At 34.7% G+C, this 19,051-nt stretch carries 18 protein-coding genes and 3 tRNA genes; 11 read left to right on the top strand and 10 right to left on the bottom strand.

Translation table 11 applies throughout. The features are described from left to right. Window positions 1-59 precede the first annotated feature (59 nt). The 6 genes from mutL to orn form a co-directional block, all read right to left on the bottom strand. A complete protein-coding gene (gene mutL, locus BN1226_RS07485; RefSeq protein ID WP_044470662.1) occupies window positions 60-1,964 on the bottom strand; it encodes a DNA mismatch repair endonuclease MutL in 1,905 nt (634 codons plus the stop codon). Window positions 1,965-1,972: 8 nt separating this feature from the next. Continuing rightward, window positions 1,973-3,859: an N-acetylmuramoyl-L-alanine amidase gene (locus BN1226_RS07490; RefSeq protein ID WP_044470663.1), complete on the bottom strand. Its 1,887-nt coding sequence runs from the start codon at window positions 3,857-3,859 to the stop codon at window positions 1,973-1,975. Between the two features lie 21 nt (window positions 3,860-3,880). Then, window positions 3,881-4,366: a tRNA (adenosine(37)-N6)-threonylcarbamoyltransferase complex ATPase subunit type 1 TsaE gene (tsaE, locus tag BN1226_RS07495; protein WP_044470664.1), complete on the bottom strand. Its 486-nt coding sequence runs from the start codon at window positions 4,364-4,366 to the stop codon at window positions 3,881-3,883. Between the two features lie 247 nt (window positions 4,367-4,613). Continuing rightward, window positions 4,614-4,689: transfer RNA gene (locus BN1226_RS07500), tRNA-Gly, on the bottom strand. 99 nt (window positions 4,690-4,788) lie between these two features. Beyond that, window positions 4,789-4,864, bottom strand: a tRNA-Gly gene (locus tag BN1226_RS07505). Window positions 4,865-4,969: 105 nt separating this feature from the next. After that, window positions 4,970-5,512 (bottom strand): oligoribonuclease, encoded by a 543-nt coding sequence (gene orn, locus BN1226_RS07510; protein WP_044470665.1) that lies wholly within the window; start codon window positions 5,510-5,512, stop codon window positions 4,970-4,972. A gap of 73 nt (window positions 5,513-5,585) precedes the next feature. Here orn and rsgA point away from each other — a divergent pair, with 73 nt between their 5' ends. The 6 genes from rsgA to recR all read left to right on the top strand — a co-directional run bounded on the left by rsgA (window position 5,586) and on the right by recR (window position 10,696). Beyond that, complete coding sequence (rsgA, locus tag BN1226_RS07515) at window positions 5,586-6,635, top strand: small ribosomal subunit biogenesis GTPase RsgA (RefSeq protein ID WP_044470666.1); 1,050 nt, start codon at window positions 5,586-5,588, stop codon at window positions 6,633-6,635. Window positions 6,636-6,920: 285 nt separating this feature from the next. Further along, entirely contained in the window at window positions 6,921-7,178 is a 258-nt protein-coding gene (gene ptsH / locus BN1226_RS07520) for a phosphocarrier protein Hpr (RefSeq protein WP_005760327.1), read from the top strand. Window positions 7,179-7,316: 138 nt separating this feature from the next. Continuing rightward, entirely contained in the window at window positions 7,317-9,044 is a 1,728-nt protein-coding gene (gene ptsI, locus BN1226_RS07525; protein WP_044470667.1) for a phosphoenolpyruvate-protein phosphotransferase PtsI, read from the top strand. A 60-nt stretch (window positions 9,045-9,104) separates the two neighbouring features. Then, on the top strand, window positions 9,105-9,605 hold the full coding sequence (gene crr / locus BN1226_RS07530) for a PTS glucose transporter subunit IIA (protein ID WP_005760297.1): 501 nt from the start codon (window positions 9,105-9,107) through the stop codon (window positions 9,603-9,605). A gap of 96 nt (window positions 9,606-9,701) precedes the next feature. Then, the gene (locus BN1226_RS07535; RefSeq protein ID WP_005760318.1) at window positions 9,702-10,031 is read left to right on the top strand and encodes a YbaB/EbfC family nucleoid-associated protein; all 330 of its coding nucleotides are present in this window, start codon (window positions 9,702-9,704) and stop codon (window positions 10,029-10,031) included. Between the two features lie 62 nt (window positions 10,032-10,093). Next, a complete protein-coding gene (gene recR / locus BN1226_RS07540; protein WP_044470668.1) occupies window positions 10,094-10,696 on the top strand; it encodes a recombination mediator RecR in 603 nt (200 codons plus the stop codon). An 86-nt stretch (window positions 10,697-10,782) separates the two neighbouring features. On the opposite strand, the gene BN1226_RS07545 is transcribed toward recR, so the two are convergent. After that, on the bottom strand, window positions 10,783-12,255 hold the full coding sequence (locus tag BN1226_RS07545) for a leucyl aminopeptidase (RefSeq protein WP_044470669.1): 1,473 nt from the start codon (window positions 12,253-12,255) through the stop codon (window positions 10,783-10,785). Between the two features lie 128 nt (window positions 12,256-12,383). On the opposite strand from BN1226_RS07545, the gene lptF reads away from it, so the two are divergent. From lptF to BN1226_RS07570, 5 genes are all read left to right on the top strand, one after another. Then, on the top strand, window positions 12,384-13,490 hold the full coding sequence (gene lptF, locus BN1226_RS07550) for an LPS export ABC transporter permease LptF (RefSeq protein ID WP_044470670.1): 1,107 nt from the start codon (window positions 12,384-12,386) through the stop codon (window positions 13,488-13,490). Between the two features lie 5 nt (window positions 13,491-13,495). Beyond that, the gene (gene lptG, locus BN1226_RS07555) at window positions 13,496-14,566 is read left to right on the top strand and encodes an LPS export ABC transporter permease LptG (protein WP_044470671.1); all 1,071 of its coding nucleotides are present in this window, start codon (window positions 13,496-13,498) and stop codon (window positions 14,564-14,566) included. A gap of 156 nt (window positions 14,567-14,722) precedes the next feature. Beyond that, window positions 14,723-14,808: transfer RNA gene (locus tag BN1226_RS07560), tRNA-Leu, on the top strand. A 224-nt stretch (window positions 14,809-15,032) separates the two neighbouring features. Then, window positions 15,033-15,236 carry a hypothetical protein gene (locus BN1226_RS07565; protein WP_052506692.1) on the top strand — a complete coding sequence of 68 codons (204 nt, stop codon included), beginning with the start codon at window positions 15,033-15,035 and terminating at the stop codon, window positions 15,234-15,236. Between the two features lie 105 nt (window positions 15,237-15,341). Beyond that, window positions 15,342-15,569 (top strand): hypothetical protein, encoded by a 228-nt coding sequence (locus tag BN1226_RS07570; RefSeq protein ID WP_044470672.1) that lies wholly within the window; start codon window positions 15,342-15,344, stop codon window positions 15,567-15,569. A 40-nt stretch (window positions 15,570-15,609) separates the two neighbouring features. On the opposite strand, the gene smpB is transcribed toward BN1226_RS07570, so the two are convergent. The 3 genes from smpB to prfC all read right to left on the bottom strand — a co-directional run bounded on the left by smpB (window position 15,610) and on the right by prfC (window position 19,043). Next, a complete protein-coding gene (gene smpB / locus BN1226_RS07575; protein ID WP_044470673.1) occupies window positions 15,610-16,092 on the bottom strand; it encodes an SsrA-binding protein SmpB in 483 nt (160 codons plus the stop codon). 384 nt (window positions 16,093-16,476) lie between these two features. After that, entirely contained in the window at window positions 16,477-17,187 is a 711-nt protein-coding gene (arcA, locus tag BN1226_RS07580; protein ID WP_005760313.1) for a two-component system response regulator ArcA, read from the bottom strand. Window positions 17,188-17,459: 272 nt separating this feature from the next. Then, window positions 17,460-19,043, bottom strand: a complete 1,584-nt coding sequence (gene prfC / locus BN1226_RS07585; protein ID WP_044470674.1) for a peptide chain release factor 3 — start codon at window positions 19,041-19,043, stop codon at window positions 17,460-17,462. Window positions 19,044-19,051 lie beyond the last annotated feature (8 nt).

Raw genomic sequence — 19,051 nt, forward strand, 5'->3', positions numbered from 1 at the left:
AAAAGGCAATTTATGACGAATTGCCTTTTTTGTTGGGCGTTTATAAATAAAATAAATAATTAGTCTAAATAAGAATTAAAATCGACAGGAATGAAAAGCGTTGAGAGTTCATTTGTTCCACTCAGTTTTGTTAATCTTTCCACTTCTGTGAGCAGATTTACTGCATCAGCAAAGATAGTTATTTCTGCAAGTTGTAATTGTTCACAAAGTGCGGTTAAAAATTCAGAAATTTCTAGTAATTCATTTTCTAATACAGTGATCACATAACGTTGCAGATTTTGTTGGCGTAAACAGTTGGGTACGACATTTAGAGTAATGCGGTTTTGGGCTAAATTTTCTGTAAATTCGAATCCAATTTGTTTAAACAAATGCTTTTGTGCCTGCCATCTTGTAACTTGAGATTCACTTAATCTGAATAGAATAGGGATCAACAATGGCTGCTTTTCAATGGATGCTTGTTGCAATGAAAGTTTAAATTTTAATTTTTGTAGTTTATTTAAAGGTAACAAATAAAAATGCTGCTGTTGCTGTAACAGTAAAGCTTTGTTATTCACTAGTGCTAATGTTCGTACTACTTGACTGCTAACGATTTCTACAGGTGCAGAAATTTTACTTATATTTTTTTCGGTAGGTATTTTCACCTCAGCTTGAATACTTTGTTTTTCAGGTACTGAGCTGAGTAATTCAGCATAAATCTTTTGTTCTGTTTTGCTGACTTTTTCACTGCAAAAGTGCGGTTTATTTTCAGAAAATTTTGCTGAGAAGGCATTAGAACGAGGAGATCCATCATTCATCACGGTAGAAGAATAAGTTTTTGTATTTTGTTTAGCAAAACTCGCAGATTCAAACATATTATGACCTGCCGCCCCTCGATTTGGCTTGTTTGTTGAAATGTGCCAATTAGCTTGGGGTTCTTGAACTTGAGCATTCTTTTCAGGGTGAATATCATATTGAGCAAAATCAGCTTGCTCAGAATTTAATGCATTAACTATTCCTTGGTAAATAAAATCATGAATTAAGCGAGCCTGATGAAAACGAACTTCATGTTTAGTTGGATGTACATTGACATCGACCTCATTCGGATCTAAATCTAGATAAAGTACAAATGCAGGATATTGTTCGTTATTTAAATAATTAGCATAAGCCTGACGAATAGCATGATTGATGACTTTATCTCTAATCATTCGTCCATTTACATAACTATAAGCAAGGTCATTTTGAGAACGATGAAAACCAGGCAAAGCAATCCAGCCAGATAAGTGAAGATTATCATGTTTCCAATCAATTTGTAGGGCTTGCTTGATAAAATCATCACCACAAATAGATGCGACACGTTTTAATTTTTGTGAAATTTGTACCGCACTTTTATATTGACGCACTGCTTTGCCATTATGAGTAAGCGTAAAGGTAATTTGTGGTTTTGCAAGGGCAATCCGACGAATCACCTCATCAATATGAGCAAATTCGGTTTTGTCTGTTCGTAAAAATTTACGGCGGGCAGGCGTATTAAAGAATAGGTTAGCAACTTCAACAGTGGTTCCCACAGGATGGGAAGCAGGTTGAATCGTGGTTTCCATATCTCGACCTTGAGCATAGACTTGCCATGCTTCATTTTGTTCTGCTGTGCGAGAGGTAAGCGTGAGACGTGATACTGAACTAATACTTGCTAAGGCTTCTCCTCGGAAACCTAAACTTAATATGGCATCAAGATCTTCAAGGCTCGCTATTTTACTGGTAGCATGACGAGCGAGGGCTAATCCGAGCTCGTCTTTCGGAATACCTAAGCCATTATCACGAATACGAATCAAGCTCGCTCCACCATTTTCAATATCGATTTGAATACGTGAAGCACCAGCATCAAGGCTATTTTCAACTAATTCTTTTACCACAGAGGCAGGACGCTCGACAACTTCGCCAGCAGCAATTTGATTAGCCAGTTGTGGTGGTAAAATATGAATTGGCATAATAAATCCTATTTATTTTTATTCGTCGTCTTTTTCTTCATTACTGTTTTAGTTGATGTCGCTTTTTGAGCTTCAATAATCGGTACTTTAGCCTTTGACTCAGTTTTTTTGTCGGTGACTTTAGTTTTAGTTGCATTATCAACTTTATTTTTTGAGGCATTAGTCACTTTATCTGAATGAGTAGCTTTATTTGTATTAGTTTCTACTTTCTTACTGCTTACTGATTGAACATTATTATTTACTTTTTCAGCTTTAACTGATTTTTCATTATTAGCTGATTTTTTATTGTTATCCGTTGTTTTAGTTTTTTCTGATGTTTTTGCAGTGGCTTTATCCGAAACTTTCTCCGATTTAGTCTTTCTACTATTGTTTTGTTTTATTTCTGTTGTATTTTTAGTTTGTGGTTTATCTTCAGATGGTACATTCTTAGCATTATCAGGCAATTTTATGATAGCCCCGACTAATAAATTTTTACCTTTAAGATTATTTAATTCAATAATTTCACTCGATTTAATACCAAATTTTTCTGCTAATTTAGAAATATTATCACCAGATTTAACTTGATAGCGAATCGTCGATTTTTCTACTTTATTTTTTTGTAGGTTTTGAACAACATCTTTTGATTTCTCTGGTTCAGCATTTTCTATTGGCTTAGCACTTGCTGGAATTTTAAGTTTTTTACCTGCAAATAAGGCATTTCTATTTTTGAGTTTATTTAATTCCAGTAATTCTGATTCTTTCACTTTATATTTATTAGCAATGCTATATAGAGTATCACCTGATTTTACAATATAAGTATTATCAGAATTTATTTGATTATTATCTGAAGATTTCTGCTGTTTTTGATTGTTTTCTTGTTTTGTCTCTTCTTTGGCTAGATTCTGTGACGAACCAGGAATCTTAATTGATTCGCCAATATAAAGATCTTGGCGTTTTAATTTATTCAATGTCACGATATCAGCAGATTTAACATGATATTTTTGTGCTATTTTGGCAATAGTTTCACCTGAGGCGACTTTATGTCGAATACCACTATCAGCAATATTTTCCTTTTCTTGTTTTTGATTATTACTATCGCTATTACTATTATCTGTTGATATAGGTATTGGTTTGAAAGTGGTATTCGTATCAGAATTTGTATTGCGATTACGGTAGTCGACTAAACCTTGATAAATAATATAGGCAATGCGTTTACGATAACTTGGTGAACTTAATTTAGCTTCTTCGCCAATATTAGATAAATAACCTGTTTCGATTAATACGGATGGAATATCAGGAGAACGCAAAACCCCTAAACTTGCATGTTGTGGCACACTTCGACTTAAATCTGTAATTTTAGAAAAATTACGCAAAATACTATTGCCTAATTCATAACCTGCTCTTTGGCTATGTCCAAATTGCAAATCGAGTACCGTTTGATTGAGATATTTCTCATCATTATTACTGGATAATACTGATCCAGCTCCACCAAGCAATTCCGATTGTTTTTCGTGATCTTCCAACCATTGTCCCATTTCATCATTTGCTCGGCGATTAGATAATACCCAAACTGAAGCGCCTTTTAGTTCAGGGTTGGTTGAAGAATCAGCATGAATAGAAATGAGATAATTTGCTTTATTTTTACGAGCAATTTCAGAGCGTTCAGGAACAGAAATATAATAATCTCCACGACGAGTTAATACGGCACGAAAATTAGGATCTTTATCTAAAAATGACTTCAGTTCACTGGCAATGGAGAGGGTAACATTTTTTTCATACATTCCCATTGTGCGACTAATAGCACCAGGATCTTTACCTCCATGACCAGGATCAATAGCAATAGTCCAAACTGCAGCTGAAGCTTGGTTAATAGTTAAATAAAGGGCTGTCACAATAAAAGTAAAAAATCGTTTCATAGTGCTAAACTGTACTTCAAATTATTTTGTTAATAATGTAATGATTTGTTCACCCTGAGTATTTTGAGCCGTAAGTTCTAATTCACGGGCGGTTTCAGCATATTCAATATTCACAATTAAATCGGGTTGAGCTAACAAACCTGCCCCTTTTTCTGCCCATTCAATAAGACAAATCGTATTTTTATTAAAATAATCACGAATGCCCATAAACTCTAATTCTTCGGGATCACTAAGTCGATAAAGATCAAAATGATAGATAGTTTTGTCTTGTAAGTAATATTCTTCAACAAGAGTATAAGTTGGACTTTTGACATTGCCTTGGTGTCCTAAAGCTTGAATGATGCCTCGGCTTAATGTGGTTTTTCCTGCACCTAAATCGCCATTCAGATACAGTACTACAGAATTATCATTATCCAATTGGCAAATAGCATGAATTAACTTTTTACCAAAATCACACATCGCATTTTCATCTGCAATATATTGTCTATAGTGAGAATGTGTCGTCATGAATATCCAAATCGAAAAGGTTAAAATAGTGGAATATTCTACCGCACTTTTCTTGAATTATGTAGAAAATATCTGAAATATGTTAGATCAAAGGATAAGTTAGATTTATCACTCTATATAAAATAGGAAATATGCAAAAAAATAACGGCTGAGAGTATCAGCCGTTGACATAACATATAATAAAAATAAATAATTTATCTAAAGGATAAATTATGAAAAGATCGAGTAAATCGAATAAGGAGAAAATTGGAGCGGGAAACGAGGCTCGAACTCGCGACCCCAACCTTGGCAAGGTTGTGCTCTACCAACTGAGCTATTCCCGCACAACTAGTTAACTTTGCAATAAGTACTAAATTAGACAAATTGTCAGGTATTTATTGCGAATTTAATTAGTTTGATAAATCTATCATCTAGATTTAAATTGGAGCGGGAAACGAGGCTCGAACTCGCGACCCCAACCTTGGCAAGGTTGTGCTCTACCAACTGAGCTATTCCCGCATATCACAAGGAGTGATAGGGCTGTATTATACGAATTTTTTGATGAGGTGCAAGCTCAAATTTAGAAAAAAGATGAGCTTGCTTAGTTATTAAGCATAGGTTTGCTTATTTAATAAAGTGTTCTCGGTAATAGACAAGTTCAGCAATGCTTTCACGAATATCATCGAGAGCAAGATGGGTAGCTTTCTTTTCAAATCCATTTAATACTTCAGGTTGCCAACGTCGAGCAAGTTCTTTTAATGTACTTACATCTAGATAGCGATAATGGAAATAATCCGCTAATTCAGGCATATATTTAAATAAAAAACGTTTATCTTGAGCAACACTGTTCCCGCAAATAGGCGAAACTCCTTTAGGAACCCATTTTTTTAGAAAATCAAGTGTTTGTAATTCTGCGGCACGTTCGGTTAATTTACTTGCTTTAACTCGTTCAACTAAACCATTCTCTGTATGGGTTTTTATGCACCAATCGCTCATTTTATTAAGCAATTCATCTGATTGATGAATGGCGAGAACAGGACCTTCTGCTAAAATATTTAAATCTTTATCGGTCACAATTGTAGCGATTTCAATAATTCGTTCTTGTTCAGGATCTAATCCTGTCATTTCTAAATCAATCCAGATCAGATTTTGATTATCTAATTGCATAATTTGGAGTATCCTATATAAATTCAGTTTATCTATATTATACGAAAATTGACCGCACTTTAAGGATTTCTATTTGACTAAACGTAAATTAACTCAAAATCAAAAACGTCGAATTCATTCAAATAATGCTAAAACATTAGAACATCATCATCGAAAATCAAAAAAAGAAATTGATTGGCAAGATGAAATGTTAGGTGATACTCAAGATGGCATTGTGGTTACTCGTTATTCAATGCATGCAGACGTTGAGAATTCACAAGGTGAAATTTATCGTTGTAATTTACGCCGTACTTTAGCGAATGTAGTTGTTGGTGATCATGTGGTTTGGCGTCAGGGGCATGAAAAGCTCCATGGTATTAGTGGCGTAATTGAAGCTATTAAACCGCGTAAAAATGAAATTGCTCGTCCTGATTATTATGATGGGCTTAAAGTGATAGCTTCTAATATTGATCGTATTATTATTGTATCAGCCGTACTTCCTAGCTTATCTCTAAATATTATCGATCGTTATTTGGTTATTTGTGAGAATGCAAATATTCCAGCAGTTATTGTCCTCAATAAAGTAGATTTACTCACAGAACAACAATGGCAAGAAGCGGAAGAACAGCTTAATATTTATCAAAATATTGGCTATCAAACACTTATGATTTCCGCAACCTCTGGAAAAAATATGGAAAAATTGACCGCACTTTTAGGCGAAGGAATATCTATTTTTGTCGGGCAATCAGGGGTAGGTAAATCTAGCTTAATCAATCATATTTTACCTGAAGTGAATGCTCAGACAGGAGAAATTAGTGAAACTTCTGGGTTGGGTCAACACACTACAACTGCCTCTCGTTTATATCATTTACCACAAGGTGGGGAACTTATTGATTCGCCAGGAATCAGAGAGTTTGGGCTTTGGCATTTAGAACCAGATCAAATTACTCAAGGTTATCGAGAATTTCAATATGTGTTAGGAACATGTAAGTTTAGAGATTGTAAACACTTAACTGATCCAGGCTGTGCTTTAAGAGAAGCAGTAGAGCAAGGTAAAATTCATCCAGTGAGATTTGAAAATTATCACCGCTTACTGTTAAGTAGAGAAGAAAATAAATCTCAACGTCATTTTGTTGATGAATAGCTACAAATAAATAAATTTTATTGATAAATTGTTAATTTTTATTTAAAAAAATAAGTTTTTCTCTAAAAATGTGAACTATCTCAAGTTTTCATTGGATTTAACTTGAATTAGTTAGTAATTATCTTAATACTAGATAAGATTTATTTTGAACTATTAATTAAAATCAGTTACATTACTGACTTTGCTGTTGCTACCAAATTTTTATTTATGACAAGCAATTACTAAACTGGCTTGCTTTTTAAAACCCTATTCACAATTAACAATATACTTTATAGAGGTAAAATTATGTATTCAAAAGATGTTGAAATTACAGCGGCTAACGGCTTACACACCCGCCCAGCAGCACAATTTGTAAAAGAAGCAAAAGCCTTTGCATCTGAGGTAACTGTGACGTCTAGTGGTAAAAGTGCCAGTGCTAAAAGTTTATTTAAATTACAAACATTGGGCTTAACTCAAGGTACTGTAATTACTATTTCAGCTGAAGGGGAAGATGAACAAAAAGCTGTTGAACACTTAGTTGCATTAATTCCTACATTAGAATAATTTATTCATAGCCATAGAATAGAGTTTTATTATTTTTAGAATTCATTGTGATAAAAATAATAAGATAGGTGTTGTATGGCTATGTTATATCTATTTTTCATAAGTATTTTTAATTAGATTATTATCGGAAGGTTACACATGATTTCTGGAATTTCAGCTTCACCAGGTATTGTTTTCGGTCATGCATTAGTTCTTAAAGAAGAAAAAATAGTTCTTGATATGCATAAGATTTCTGAAGATCAGATTGAGCCGGAAGTAGCACGTTTTTATGAAGGTCGTTCAGCTGCCATTGAGCAACTCACATCCATTAGAGATCGTGCTGAAAAAAAATTAGGTGAAGAAAAGGCCGCTATTTTTGAAGGCCATTTAATGATCTTAGAAGATGAGGAATTAGAAGAAGAAATCATTAGTTATCTTCGTGATAACAAAGTCAATGCAGCAGTTGCAGCGAGTAAAGTGATTGAACAACAAGTTGCAATGTTATCAGAAATTGATGATGAATATTTAAGAGAACGAGCAGGCGATATTCGTGATATTGGTAATCGTTTAATTAAAAATATCTTAGGCATGAAAATTGTAGATTTAGGTGAAATTAATGAAGAGGCTATTTTAGTTGCTTATGATTTGACACCATCTGAAACTGCACAATTAAATTTAGATAAAGTATTAGGTTTTGTGACAGATATTGGTGGTCGAACTTCACATACATCAATTATGGCTCGCTCACTGGAATTACCTGCGATTGTTGGGACTAATACTGCAACAGCACAAATTAATACAGGTGATTATTTAATTCTTGATGCCATTAATAACCTTGTATATGTGAATCCTGAACAAAGTCTCGTTGATAAATTAAAACAACAACAACATAAATTAGCAGAAGAAAAAGCGGAATTAGCTAAATTAAAAGATTTACCTGCAATTACCTTAGATGGTCAACAAGTTGAAGTTGTGGCGAATATTGGTACGATTCGTGATTGCGATGGAGCTGAACGTAATGGCGCAGAAGGTGTAGGGTTATATCGTACAGAATTCTTATTCATGGATCGTACTCAGCTTCCTACAGAGGAAGAACAGTTTATTGCTTATAAAGAAGTGGTTGAAGCAATGAATGGTCGCCAAGTCGTATTACGTACTATGGATATTGGTGGAGATAAAGAACTTCCTTATCTGAATTTACCAAAAGAAATGAATCCTTTTTTAGGATGGCGTGCAATTCGTATTGCTTTGGATCGTCGTGAAATTCTCACCACTCAATTGCGAGCAGTATTACGTGCATCAGCTTTTGGTAAATTAGCTGTAATGTTCCCGATGATTATTTCGGTAGAAGAAATTCGTGAATTAAAATCGGTTATTGAGACGTTAAAACAAGAATTACGTACTGAAGGTAAAGCATTTGATGAGTCTATTCAAGTAGGGGTGATGGTCGAAACGCCATCCGCTGCAGTGAATGCTCGTTTCTTAGCGAAAGAAGTTGATTTCTTTAGTATTGGTACTAATGATTTGACACAATATACTTTAGCTGTTGATCGTGGTAATGAAATGATCTCCCATTTATATAATCCGATGTCGCCTTCAGTTCTTAGTTTAATTAAGCAAGTAATTGATGCATCGCATTCTGAAGGTAAATGGACGGGGATGTGTGGTGAGTTAGCTGGTGATGAAAAAGCCACTCTGCTATTATTAGGCATGGGATTAGATGAATTTAGTATGAGTGCAATATCTATTCCTCGCATTAAGAAATTAGTGCGTAATGTTAGTTTTTCTGAAGTTAAAGTGCTAGCCGATAAAGCGCTTCAATTACCAACTGCGGCAGAAATTGAAAACTTAGTGGTGAATTTTTTAGAAGAAAAACAATTAAGTTAGATACAAATTGATGTTTTTCATGTAAAATGCCGAAAAAGTTATCAGTCAGGAGAATAGAAAATGGGTTTATTTGACAAATTATTTGGCTCAAAAAACACTAAATCTGTAGATGTGGAAATTTATGCACCACTTTCAGGTGAAATTGTGAATATTGAAGATGTTCCAGATGTCGTTTTCTCTGAAAAAATCGTAGGCGATGGTATTGCAATTCGTCCAAATGGTGACAGAATTGTTGCTCCCGTTGATGGTGTAATTGGAAAAATTTTTGAAACAAACCATGCATTTTCCATGGAATCTACTGATGGTGTTGAATTATTTGTTCACTTTGGTATTGATACTGTTGAACTTAAAGGTGAGGGCTTTAAGCGTATTGCTCAGGAAGGTCAATCAGTAAAACGTGGTGAGACAATTATTGAATTTGATTTAGCATTTTTAGAGCAAAAAGCAAAATCTGTTTTGACACCAGTGGTTATTTCTAATATGGATGAGATTAGCGCTATGGATAAGAAAGTCGGTCAGGTTGTTGCTGGTGATTCAATTGTTTTAGCCTTAAAAAAATAGAGGCTGAATAAGTTTTATATGAAATTAGTGAAAGTTCGCTTTATATGAGGCGGACTTTTTATTTGATTGTTAATAGTAAACTAGTGGAAGAGAATTATGTTTGGAAAAGGTGGTTTAGGTAATTTAATGAAACAGGCTCAGCAAATGCAAGAGCGTATGCAAAAAATGCAAGAAGAAATTGCTCAGCTTGAGGTGACTGGTGAATCTGGTGCTGGTTTAGTTAAAATTACCATTAATGGTGCTCATAATTGTCGTCGTATCGAAATCGATCCTTCTTTAATGGAAGACGATAAAGAGATGCTAGAAGATTTAATCGCTGCGGCATTTAATGATGCAGCTCGTCGAGCAGAAGAATTACATAAAGAGAAAATGGCTTCAGTGACAGCAGGTATGCCAATTCCTCCTGGTTTTAAAATGCCATTTTAAAAAATGTTGTAATTTAGACCGCACTTTTATGTGCGGTTTGTTTTTACTAGGTTAGAATTTTTATGCAAAGCAGTCCTTTATTAGAAAATTTAATTGAAAGTTTACGTTGTTTACCTGGTGTAGGGCCTAAGTCAGCACAGCGTATGGCTTATCATCTTTTACAACGAGATCGTCAAGGTGGTATGAGTTTAGCTATTGCTTTAACTGAAGCAATGTCAAAAATTGGTCATTGTCAGCATTGTCGCACTTTTACAGAGGAAGAACAGTGCAATATTTGTAAAAATCCTCGACGTCAGCATTCAGGGTTATTATGCGTGGTAGAAATGCCTGCTGATATTCAGGCGATTGAGCAAACAGGGCAGTTTTCAGGAAGATATTTTGTATTAATGGGACATTTATCTCCTTTAGATGGTATTGGCCCGCGAGAAATTGGTTTAGATTTACTCCAAAAACGTTTACAAGAAGAATCATTTCATGAGGTTATTCTTGCCACGAATCCAACGGTAGAGGGGGATGCAACGGCAAATTATATTGCTGAATTATGTAATCAATATAATATTAAAGTCAGTCGTATTGCACACGGCATTCCTGTTGGTGGCGAGCTTGAAACTGTGGATGGTACAACCTTGACCCACTCTTTTCTTGGACGTCGACCGCTAAGCTAGTAAAAGTGCGGTACATATTGAAAAATTTTTTAATTTAAACCGCACATTTTAACCATAAAGGAGGTTTTAAACCTCCTTTTCTGTTTTTATTTTACTTGATTCAATAAAAATTGTACTAATAAGGAAACTGGACGTCCTGTAGCGCCCTTATTCGCACCTTGCAACCAAGCTGTGCCAGCAATATCTAAATGAGCCCAAGGGTATTTTTTAGTAAAGTTAGATAAAAATGCTCCAGCCGTGATAGCGCCACCCCAGCGTCCTCCTAAATTGGCTAAATCTGCAAAAGGAGATTTAAGTTGTTCTTGATATTCTTCAGTAAGAGGTAAACGCCATGCTTTGTCGGAGGATTGCTGTGCAGCTTGTTCAATGTTATGAGCTAAATCATCATGTGGAGAAATTAATCCACTATTATGTTGACCTAGAGCTACTACGCAAGCACCAGTCAAAGTTGCTATATCAATGACATATTCTGGTTCAAACCGTTCTACATAAGTCAATGTATCACATAATACTAAACGTCCTTCGGCATCGGTATTCAGTACTTCAACAGTTAATCCACTCATGGTGGTGAGAATATCACCTGGACGATAGGCATTACCATCAGGTAAATTCTCGCAGCCCGCCATAACACCAATAATATTTAATGGTAATTTTAATTCAGCTACAGCATGCATTACACCGAAAATTGAGGCGGCGCCACACATATCGTATTTCATTTCATCCATATCAGCTGCGGGTTTTAAAGAAATACCACCTGCATCAAAGGTCAAACCTTTGCCTACTAAAACAATCGGTTTTGCATTAGGATTTGGATGATTACGATATTCCATAATAGAAAGCTGAGCTTCATTTTCTGAACCTTGAGAGACCGCTAAATATGCCCCCATACCTAGTTCAGCCATTTCTTTTTCACCTACAATCTTAGTTTTGATTGAAGGAACACGTTGAGATAAACTTTTAGCTTGATTAGCAAGATAAACAGGATTACATATATTTGGTGGGCAATTTGCAATATCTCGTGCCATTTTTACACCTAAAGCAATGGCAGTCGCGTGTTGAATTGCTTGTTGGGCTTTTTCAGTATTATTTTCTACGTAAAAAATAATTTCAGATAAGTTTGAGTTTTTTTCTACTTTTTTGCTTTTGAATTGATCAAATATGTATTCATTAGCTTCAATAGTTTCAATAGCAAAACGAATATTCCAATAAAGATCTCGATCTTTGATTTGAATATCTGTCAAAGCATTAATAATGGTAGTAGCAATAGTTTCCTTGGCTATTTGAATAGCTTTGGTAATGAGTTGTTTATATTGTCGTTCAGTGATTTCATTTTGTTTACCTGCACCCACTAAAATAATACGTTGGGTACGGTTACGTAATATTAAAATTTGTCCTAATTTTCCTGAAATTTCACCATTTTTTATGGCATCAGTAATCTCGCCATTTAATTTTTTATCAATTTTTTTTGCTGATAGTGAGAGAGAGTTGTCTTCGAAAATAGCAAGAATAATACTTTCTTGTGCTTGTTCAAGTGAGATTGATTGTGCTGAATAATTCATTATATGTGTCCTAATTTTTACTGTTTTAAACGCAAAAATACGTTATTATATGGCTTAATAATTAAGAAGCTTAAATGTTTTAAATTAACCTGTTTTATATAAATTGCAAGAAAAATATAGGCGATAATGTGATTTTAACTAAATATTTAACCAAAGAAGTTTTTAAGAGCCAGATTGCAATTCTGTTTATCTTATTACTCATTTTCTTTTCTCAACAGTTGGTACGGGTGTTAGGTTCTGCCGCTAATGGGAGTGTACCAGCAGATTTAGTACTTTCATTATTAGGGCTGGGTATGCCTGCGATGGCTCAACTGATGTTACCATTATGCTTATTTATTGCCATTTTATTGACACTAGGTCGTTTGTACGCAGAAAGTGAAATTACGGTGATGAAAGCTTGTGGTGTAGGACAAGGTATTTTAATTAAGACAGTAGTCTTACTTTCTTTATTGACAGCCGCTTTAGCAGCTTATAATGTGCTTTGGATCTCACCTTGGGCAGTTCAAAAACAAGCGCAAATTATTGATGATGCTAAGGCTAATCCAACTATGTCAGCACTTTCTGCGGGACAGTTTATGGCATCTCATAATAATGATTTTGTCTTATTTATTAATACAATTAAAGACAATCAAATCAAGGATGTTTATTTATTTCAAACTAAAGAGAAAGGCAATACTAAACCATCTGTGACGGTGGCAGAAAAAGGTCAATTAACGTCATTACCTAATGGTGATCAAATTTTAAATTTAGAAAATAGCCAACGAGTTGAGGGTTCAGCTGCATTACCCGATTTTCGGATTACAAATTTTGACTCTTATCAAGCTTACTTAGGTTATCAAGCCGCTGAAGATAACAAGGTCGAGACATCTGAACTTAGTATTAAAGAATTATTTGCTTCTGATAGTATGGCTGCCAAGGCAGAATTAAATTGGCGTATTAGTTTGATTTTAGCGGTGCCAATCATGGCATTATTAGCAGTACCACTCAGCCGTGTTAATCCAAGACAGGGGCGTTTTGCTAAGATTTTACCTGCATTGTTACTTTATTTAATCTATTTTTTATTGCTCAGTTCGCTGAAATCTGCGGGCGATGCTAATAAATTAAATGCAAGTATACTGATGCCACTGGTTAATATTGCCTTTTTAATTTTAGGGCTTGTATTGAATGGCTGGGATAGTGCATTTATGTATAAGATTCGTCACTTATTTAGTAGAAAATCAGGAGTACAAGGATAGTGAATATGATGAATACATTAGATCGTTATATTGGTAAAAGTATTTTAGGCACTATCTTTGCAACATTACTAACTTTGGTAGGTTTATCTGCAATTATTAAATTTGTTGAGCAATTTCGTAGTGTCGGTAAAGGCACTTATGATAGTTTACAAGCTGTACTCTATACAATATTAACTATGCCGAAAGATATTGAAACATTCTTCCCAATGGCAGCTTTATTAGGTGCATTGATTGCCCTTGGTAATTTAGCGAGTCGAAGTGAATTAATTGTAATGCAATCAGCAGGGTTCTCACGTTTAAAAATTGGTTTGGCAGTGATGAAAACTGCTTTGCCTCTTGTGTTGATCACAATGGTTATTGGAGAATGGGGAATTCCCCAAACTGAACAGTTTGCTCGTGATATGCGTTCAAAAGCCCTTGCTGGAGGTAAAATGCTCTCTGTAAAAAATGGGGTATGGGCTAAGGACGGTAATGATTTTATTTATGTCCAACAAGTCAAAGATGGGGTGCAACTCAGAAATATTTATATTTATAGCTTTAATGATAAGCGTGAATTGCAACGAGTTAGTCATGCTAATAATGCAAGTTATGAAAAAGGTAAATGGATATTAAAACAAGTTAATGAATCACAAATTTCTAAAGATGAAATAAAAAACAGTAATTTTGTTAACCGAAATTGGGAAACTTCATTAACACCAGATAAATTAGGTATTTTTTCGGTAAGACCAACATCTTTATCTATTTCGGGATTATCTAATTACATCGCATTTTTAAAAGAAACTGGACAAGATAGTAAAAAGTTTGAATTAACTTATTGGCGTAAATTATTCCAACCTATTTCTGTCGGGGTAATGATGTTATTAGCACTCTCCTTTATTTTTGGTCCATTACGGGGGGTAACTGCTGGTGCTCGTATCGTGACAGGAATTTGTTTTGGTTTCTTATTCTATGTAGTGAATGAAATTTTTGGACCACTGAGTTTAGTTTATAATGTGACACCAATTATGGGAGCATTAATGCCAAGTGCTTTATTCTTAGTCATTACATGGTGGTTACTCAGCCGAAAACGAGATTAAAATTTCTTTAAAAAAGACCGCACTTTCTATAAAAATATAGCCTTTTTTATAGAGTTGTTGAAATTTAAAGCAGCTAATAATAAATCTAGAATTTATTCTTGCAACAAAACAAGATCTCCGTATAATAACCGACGAGTTATAGATTTTACTCGTTTTGCCTGGGTGGCGAAATTGGTAGACGCAGCGGATTCAAAATCCGCCGTTGAATAAACGTGTCGGTTCGAGTCCGACCCTAGGCACCACTAGTAAAATTTATAAAAATGAGCCGCTTTTAGAGCGGCTTTTTTGTTTTTAAAATACTTTAAAATCAATAAATTATAACATATCTAAAATTTCTTCACTTTAAAAATACTGTATATATTTACATTTATTTACTGTTCATTTATGATCTGATTAGATCATAAATGAAGTGAATTTGCACCAAATTTACACCATAAATTGCACCAAAAAATCAGGCTCTAAAAAGATGGCAACTTTCAATAAAATTAACGGTACTTGGCGTGCTCAAGTCAGAAGAAAAGGCGTATCGAAATCAGGCTATTTTCGCACAAAAGCTGAGGCACAGGCATGGGCGCTGGATATAGAAGCGAAAATTCTTACTGAGGGTATTCACAATAAAATCCCCAATATCACATTTGCAAAGTTATCGCTAAATATATTGCCTAAATGAGACTGGACACTATGACTTAGAACCCATATTCTATTGTTTGAAGATAATTATATCTTGGTTTGTGATAATGCTTTTTTATCAATATATGTAATTAAGGACAGGTTTATGTCAGAACAGCTAACAATTGAATCATTACAACAAGAAATTAAACAATTAAAAGCACAGATAGAAGTACATCAAAAACTATTATCTGTCTTATCAATGTCTCTATATGTGGCTCGTGTATTGCCTAATGGACATTTGCAAGATAAAACAGAACAGAGTATTAAACAGACTCCTTCCATAGCGGAACAACAATTAATGTTGGCTGAGTTGAAGAAAATTTTTGAATAATAAAAAACGTATCTTGATGAGATACGTTTTCTTTAGGCTTTTAACCTCGATTTGCATTTTTCATAATGCGTTCTTTTTGTGTTTTCCATTCACGATCTTTAATATCGTTACGTTTATCATGTTGTTGTTTACCTTTAGCTAAACCAATTTTGATTTTTGCCCAGGCATTTTTCCAATAGAGGGAAAGCGCAATGATGGTATAGCCATCACGATTGGATTTGCCAAAAAGAGAAGCTAATTCTCTTTCATTTAAGAGTAATTTACGAGTTCGAGTGGGATCACAAACTACATGGGTAGAAGCTACACTCAGCGGTTGAATTGTTGCACCAAATAAATAGGCTTCACCATCACGGAAAATAATATAGCTATCACTAATATTTGCTTTTCCTGCACGCATAGATTTAACTTCCCAGCCTTGTAATGAAAGTCCCGCCTCAATTTCTTCTTCAATGAAATAATCATGTCTTGCTCGTTTATTTAAAGCAATAGTATTTGAGCCAGGTTTAATTTTTTTCTTTGTCATGTGAATATGAATTAATGATTGAATAATATGTTATGAATTGTACCGAATATCTGAGTAATGTACAAATGGCAAGTATTTAGAAGTGATTTAGCTTTTCACTTGCAATTCAGTCTAATCTAATTAGAATAGCGCCTTTAACAATATGATTTCTTCTTTAGAAATCGCTGAGGTTGTACTTTATGAAAACATTAATTTGGGTATTGATAGTAGGAATAATGGCCAGTAGTTTAAGTGGTTGTATCATTGCTTCAGCAGCTGGAACAGTCGTTGGGACTGCGGTAGATGTGGTTGATACAGTTACTCCCGATATTACTGACTAAGTAAGATAAAAGTGCGGTAAAGATTTTCAAAATCTTTACCGCACTTTTTTAGTGATTTAGAATATTATTCAATTTCACCGCAGAAACGATAGCCCTCACCATGGATTGTTGCAATGATTTCTGGTGTATCATGATGATCTTCAAAATGTTTACGAATGCGACGAATTGTCACATCTACTGTACGATCTTGAGGTTTTAATTCTCGCCCAGTCATTTTTTTCAATAAATCTTCACGAGTTTGGATTTTGCCAGGATTTTCACAAAAGTGGAGCATAGCACGAAATTCACTACGAGGAAGTTTATATTCCACTTGCTCTGGATTAATTAATGCACGTTTATTGATATCTAAGGTCCAACCGTTGAAATGATATGCATCAATATGTGCAGGGAGTGATTTTTCATTTTCAGCCATAGTGCGATGCAATAAATTACGAGCACGAATTGCTAATTCACGAGGATTGAAGGGTTTAGTGATATAGTCATCAGCACCAATTTCTAATCCCAGAATTTTATCAACTTCATTATCGCGACCTGTTAAAAACATAAGCGCAGTATTCGTTTTTTCGCGTAATTCACGAGCTAACATTAAACCATTTTTACCTGGTAAATTAATATCCATGATCACAAGATTGATCTCTTTAGTTTCAATAATGCGATGCATTTGAGTGCCATCCGTAGCTTCAAAAACTTCATAGCCTTCAGCTTCAAAAATACTTTTTAGTGTATTTCTTGTGACGGTTTCATCTTCAACAATTAATATTTGTGGAGAAAGCATAGGTTATATCCTTAAATAGTAAAAAATAGTTATTGCATTTTTAATTAGCATTTTACTAATTCTATATTTGCAACAATCTTGCAACAATAAAAAAATAGCTATTTTGCTATCTAGATAGAAGTTTTGTGATCTATATCATAATATTGAATAAATTGACGAAATAAGGAAGAAATAAACTTGGTAAAAGTTAATGCCATTGCTGGTTATTTGAACAAAAAAGTGCGGTTAAATTTTTGTAATTTTTACCGCACTTTTTTATTAAATTATAAAAATTAATGTTCTCTTGTTTTAAAGAATGTTACATCAGGATAACGTTCTTGGGCAAGATTTAAGTTTACCATTGTAGGCGCAATATAAGTGAGATTATCTCCACCATCTAGGGCTAAATTTTGTTCATTTTTACGTTTAAACTCTTCAAATTTTTTACTATCAGTACATTCAACCCAACGTGCGGTTGCCACATTGATATTTTCATAAATAGCTTCTACGTTATATTCGGATTTTAAACGAGAGACTACCACATCAAATTGAAGAACCCCTACTGCGCCAACAATCAGATCATTGTTCATAAGTGGGCGAAACACTTGAACAGCACCTTCTTCAGAAAGTTGAACAAGACCTTTTAATAATTGTTTTTGTTTTAGTGGATCTTTTAAACGAATGCGACGAAATAATTCAGGTGCAAAGTTTGGAATACCTGTGAATTTGAGGACTTCTCCTTGGGTAAATGTATCACCAATTTGAATAGTTCCATGGTTATGTAAACCAATAATATCTCCTGCATAGGCTTCTTCTGCATGGGAACGATCTCCAGCCATAAAGGTCAATGCATCCGAAATGACGACATCTTTACCAATACGCACATGGTGGAATTTCATGCCTTTCTCATATTTTCCTGAAACAACCCGCATAAAGGCGACACGGTCACGGTGTTTGGGATCCATATTCGCTTGGATTTTGAATACAAAACCAGTTAGTTTATCTTCTGAGCTTTCTACTAAACGGGTATCTGCTTGGCGAGCCTGTGGTGCTGGTGCCCATTCTGTTAAACCATCGAGAAAATGATCTACACCGAAGTTACCTAAAGCGGTACCAAAAAAGACTGGCGTTAATTCACCTGCAATAAACATATCATGGTTAAATTCATTTGATGCACCTTTCACTAATTCCAGTTCATCACGTAATTGTTGTGCTAAATCTTCACCCACAGCAGTATCTAATTGCGGGTTATCTAAACCTTTAACAATACGAACTTCTTGAATAGTTGAACCTTTTCCTGTTTGATATAAATAGGTTTCATCTTTATATAAATGATATACACCTTTGAATAATTTACCGCAACCAATTGGCCAAGTAATCGGGGCACAGTGAATTTTTAAGACGCTTTCAACCTCATCTAACAATTCCATTGGATCACGAATATCACGGTCTAATTTATTCATAAAGGTGATGATTGGTGTATCACGTAGGCGAGTTACTTCCATTAATTTAATGGTACGTTCCTCAACCCCTTTTGCGCTGTCGATCACCATTAGACAGCTATCCACCGCAGTTAAAGTACGGTAAGTATCTTCAGAGAAATCTTCGTGCCCTGGGGTATCTAATAAATTTACCAAGCAATCATTATAAGGAAACTGCATGACTGAGGTGGTAATAGAGATACCACGTTGTTTTTCCATTTCCATCCAGTCTGATTTTGCATGGGCTTGAGAACCTTTGCCTTTCACTGAGCCTGCAGTTTGAATGGCATTTCCGTATAAAAGTACTTTTTCGGTAATTGTGGTTTTACCCGCATCGGGGTGAGAAATAATCGCAAAGGTGCGACGTTTATTCACTTCGGCTAATGGATATGTCATTACTCTTT

Source organism: Mannheimia massilioguelmaensis (genome assembly GCF_000940515.1).
Lineage (GTDB): Bacteria > Pseudomonadota > Gammaproteobacteria > Enterobacterales > Pasteurellaceae > Basfia > Basfia bettyae.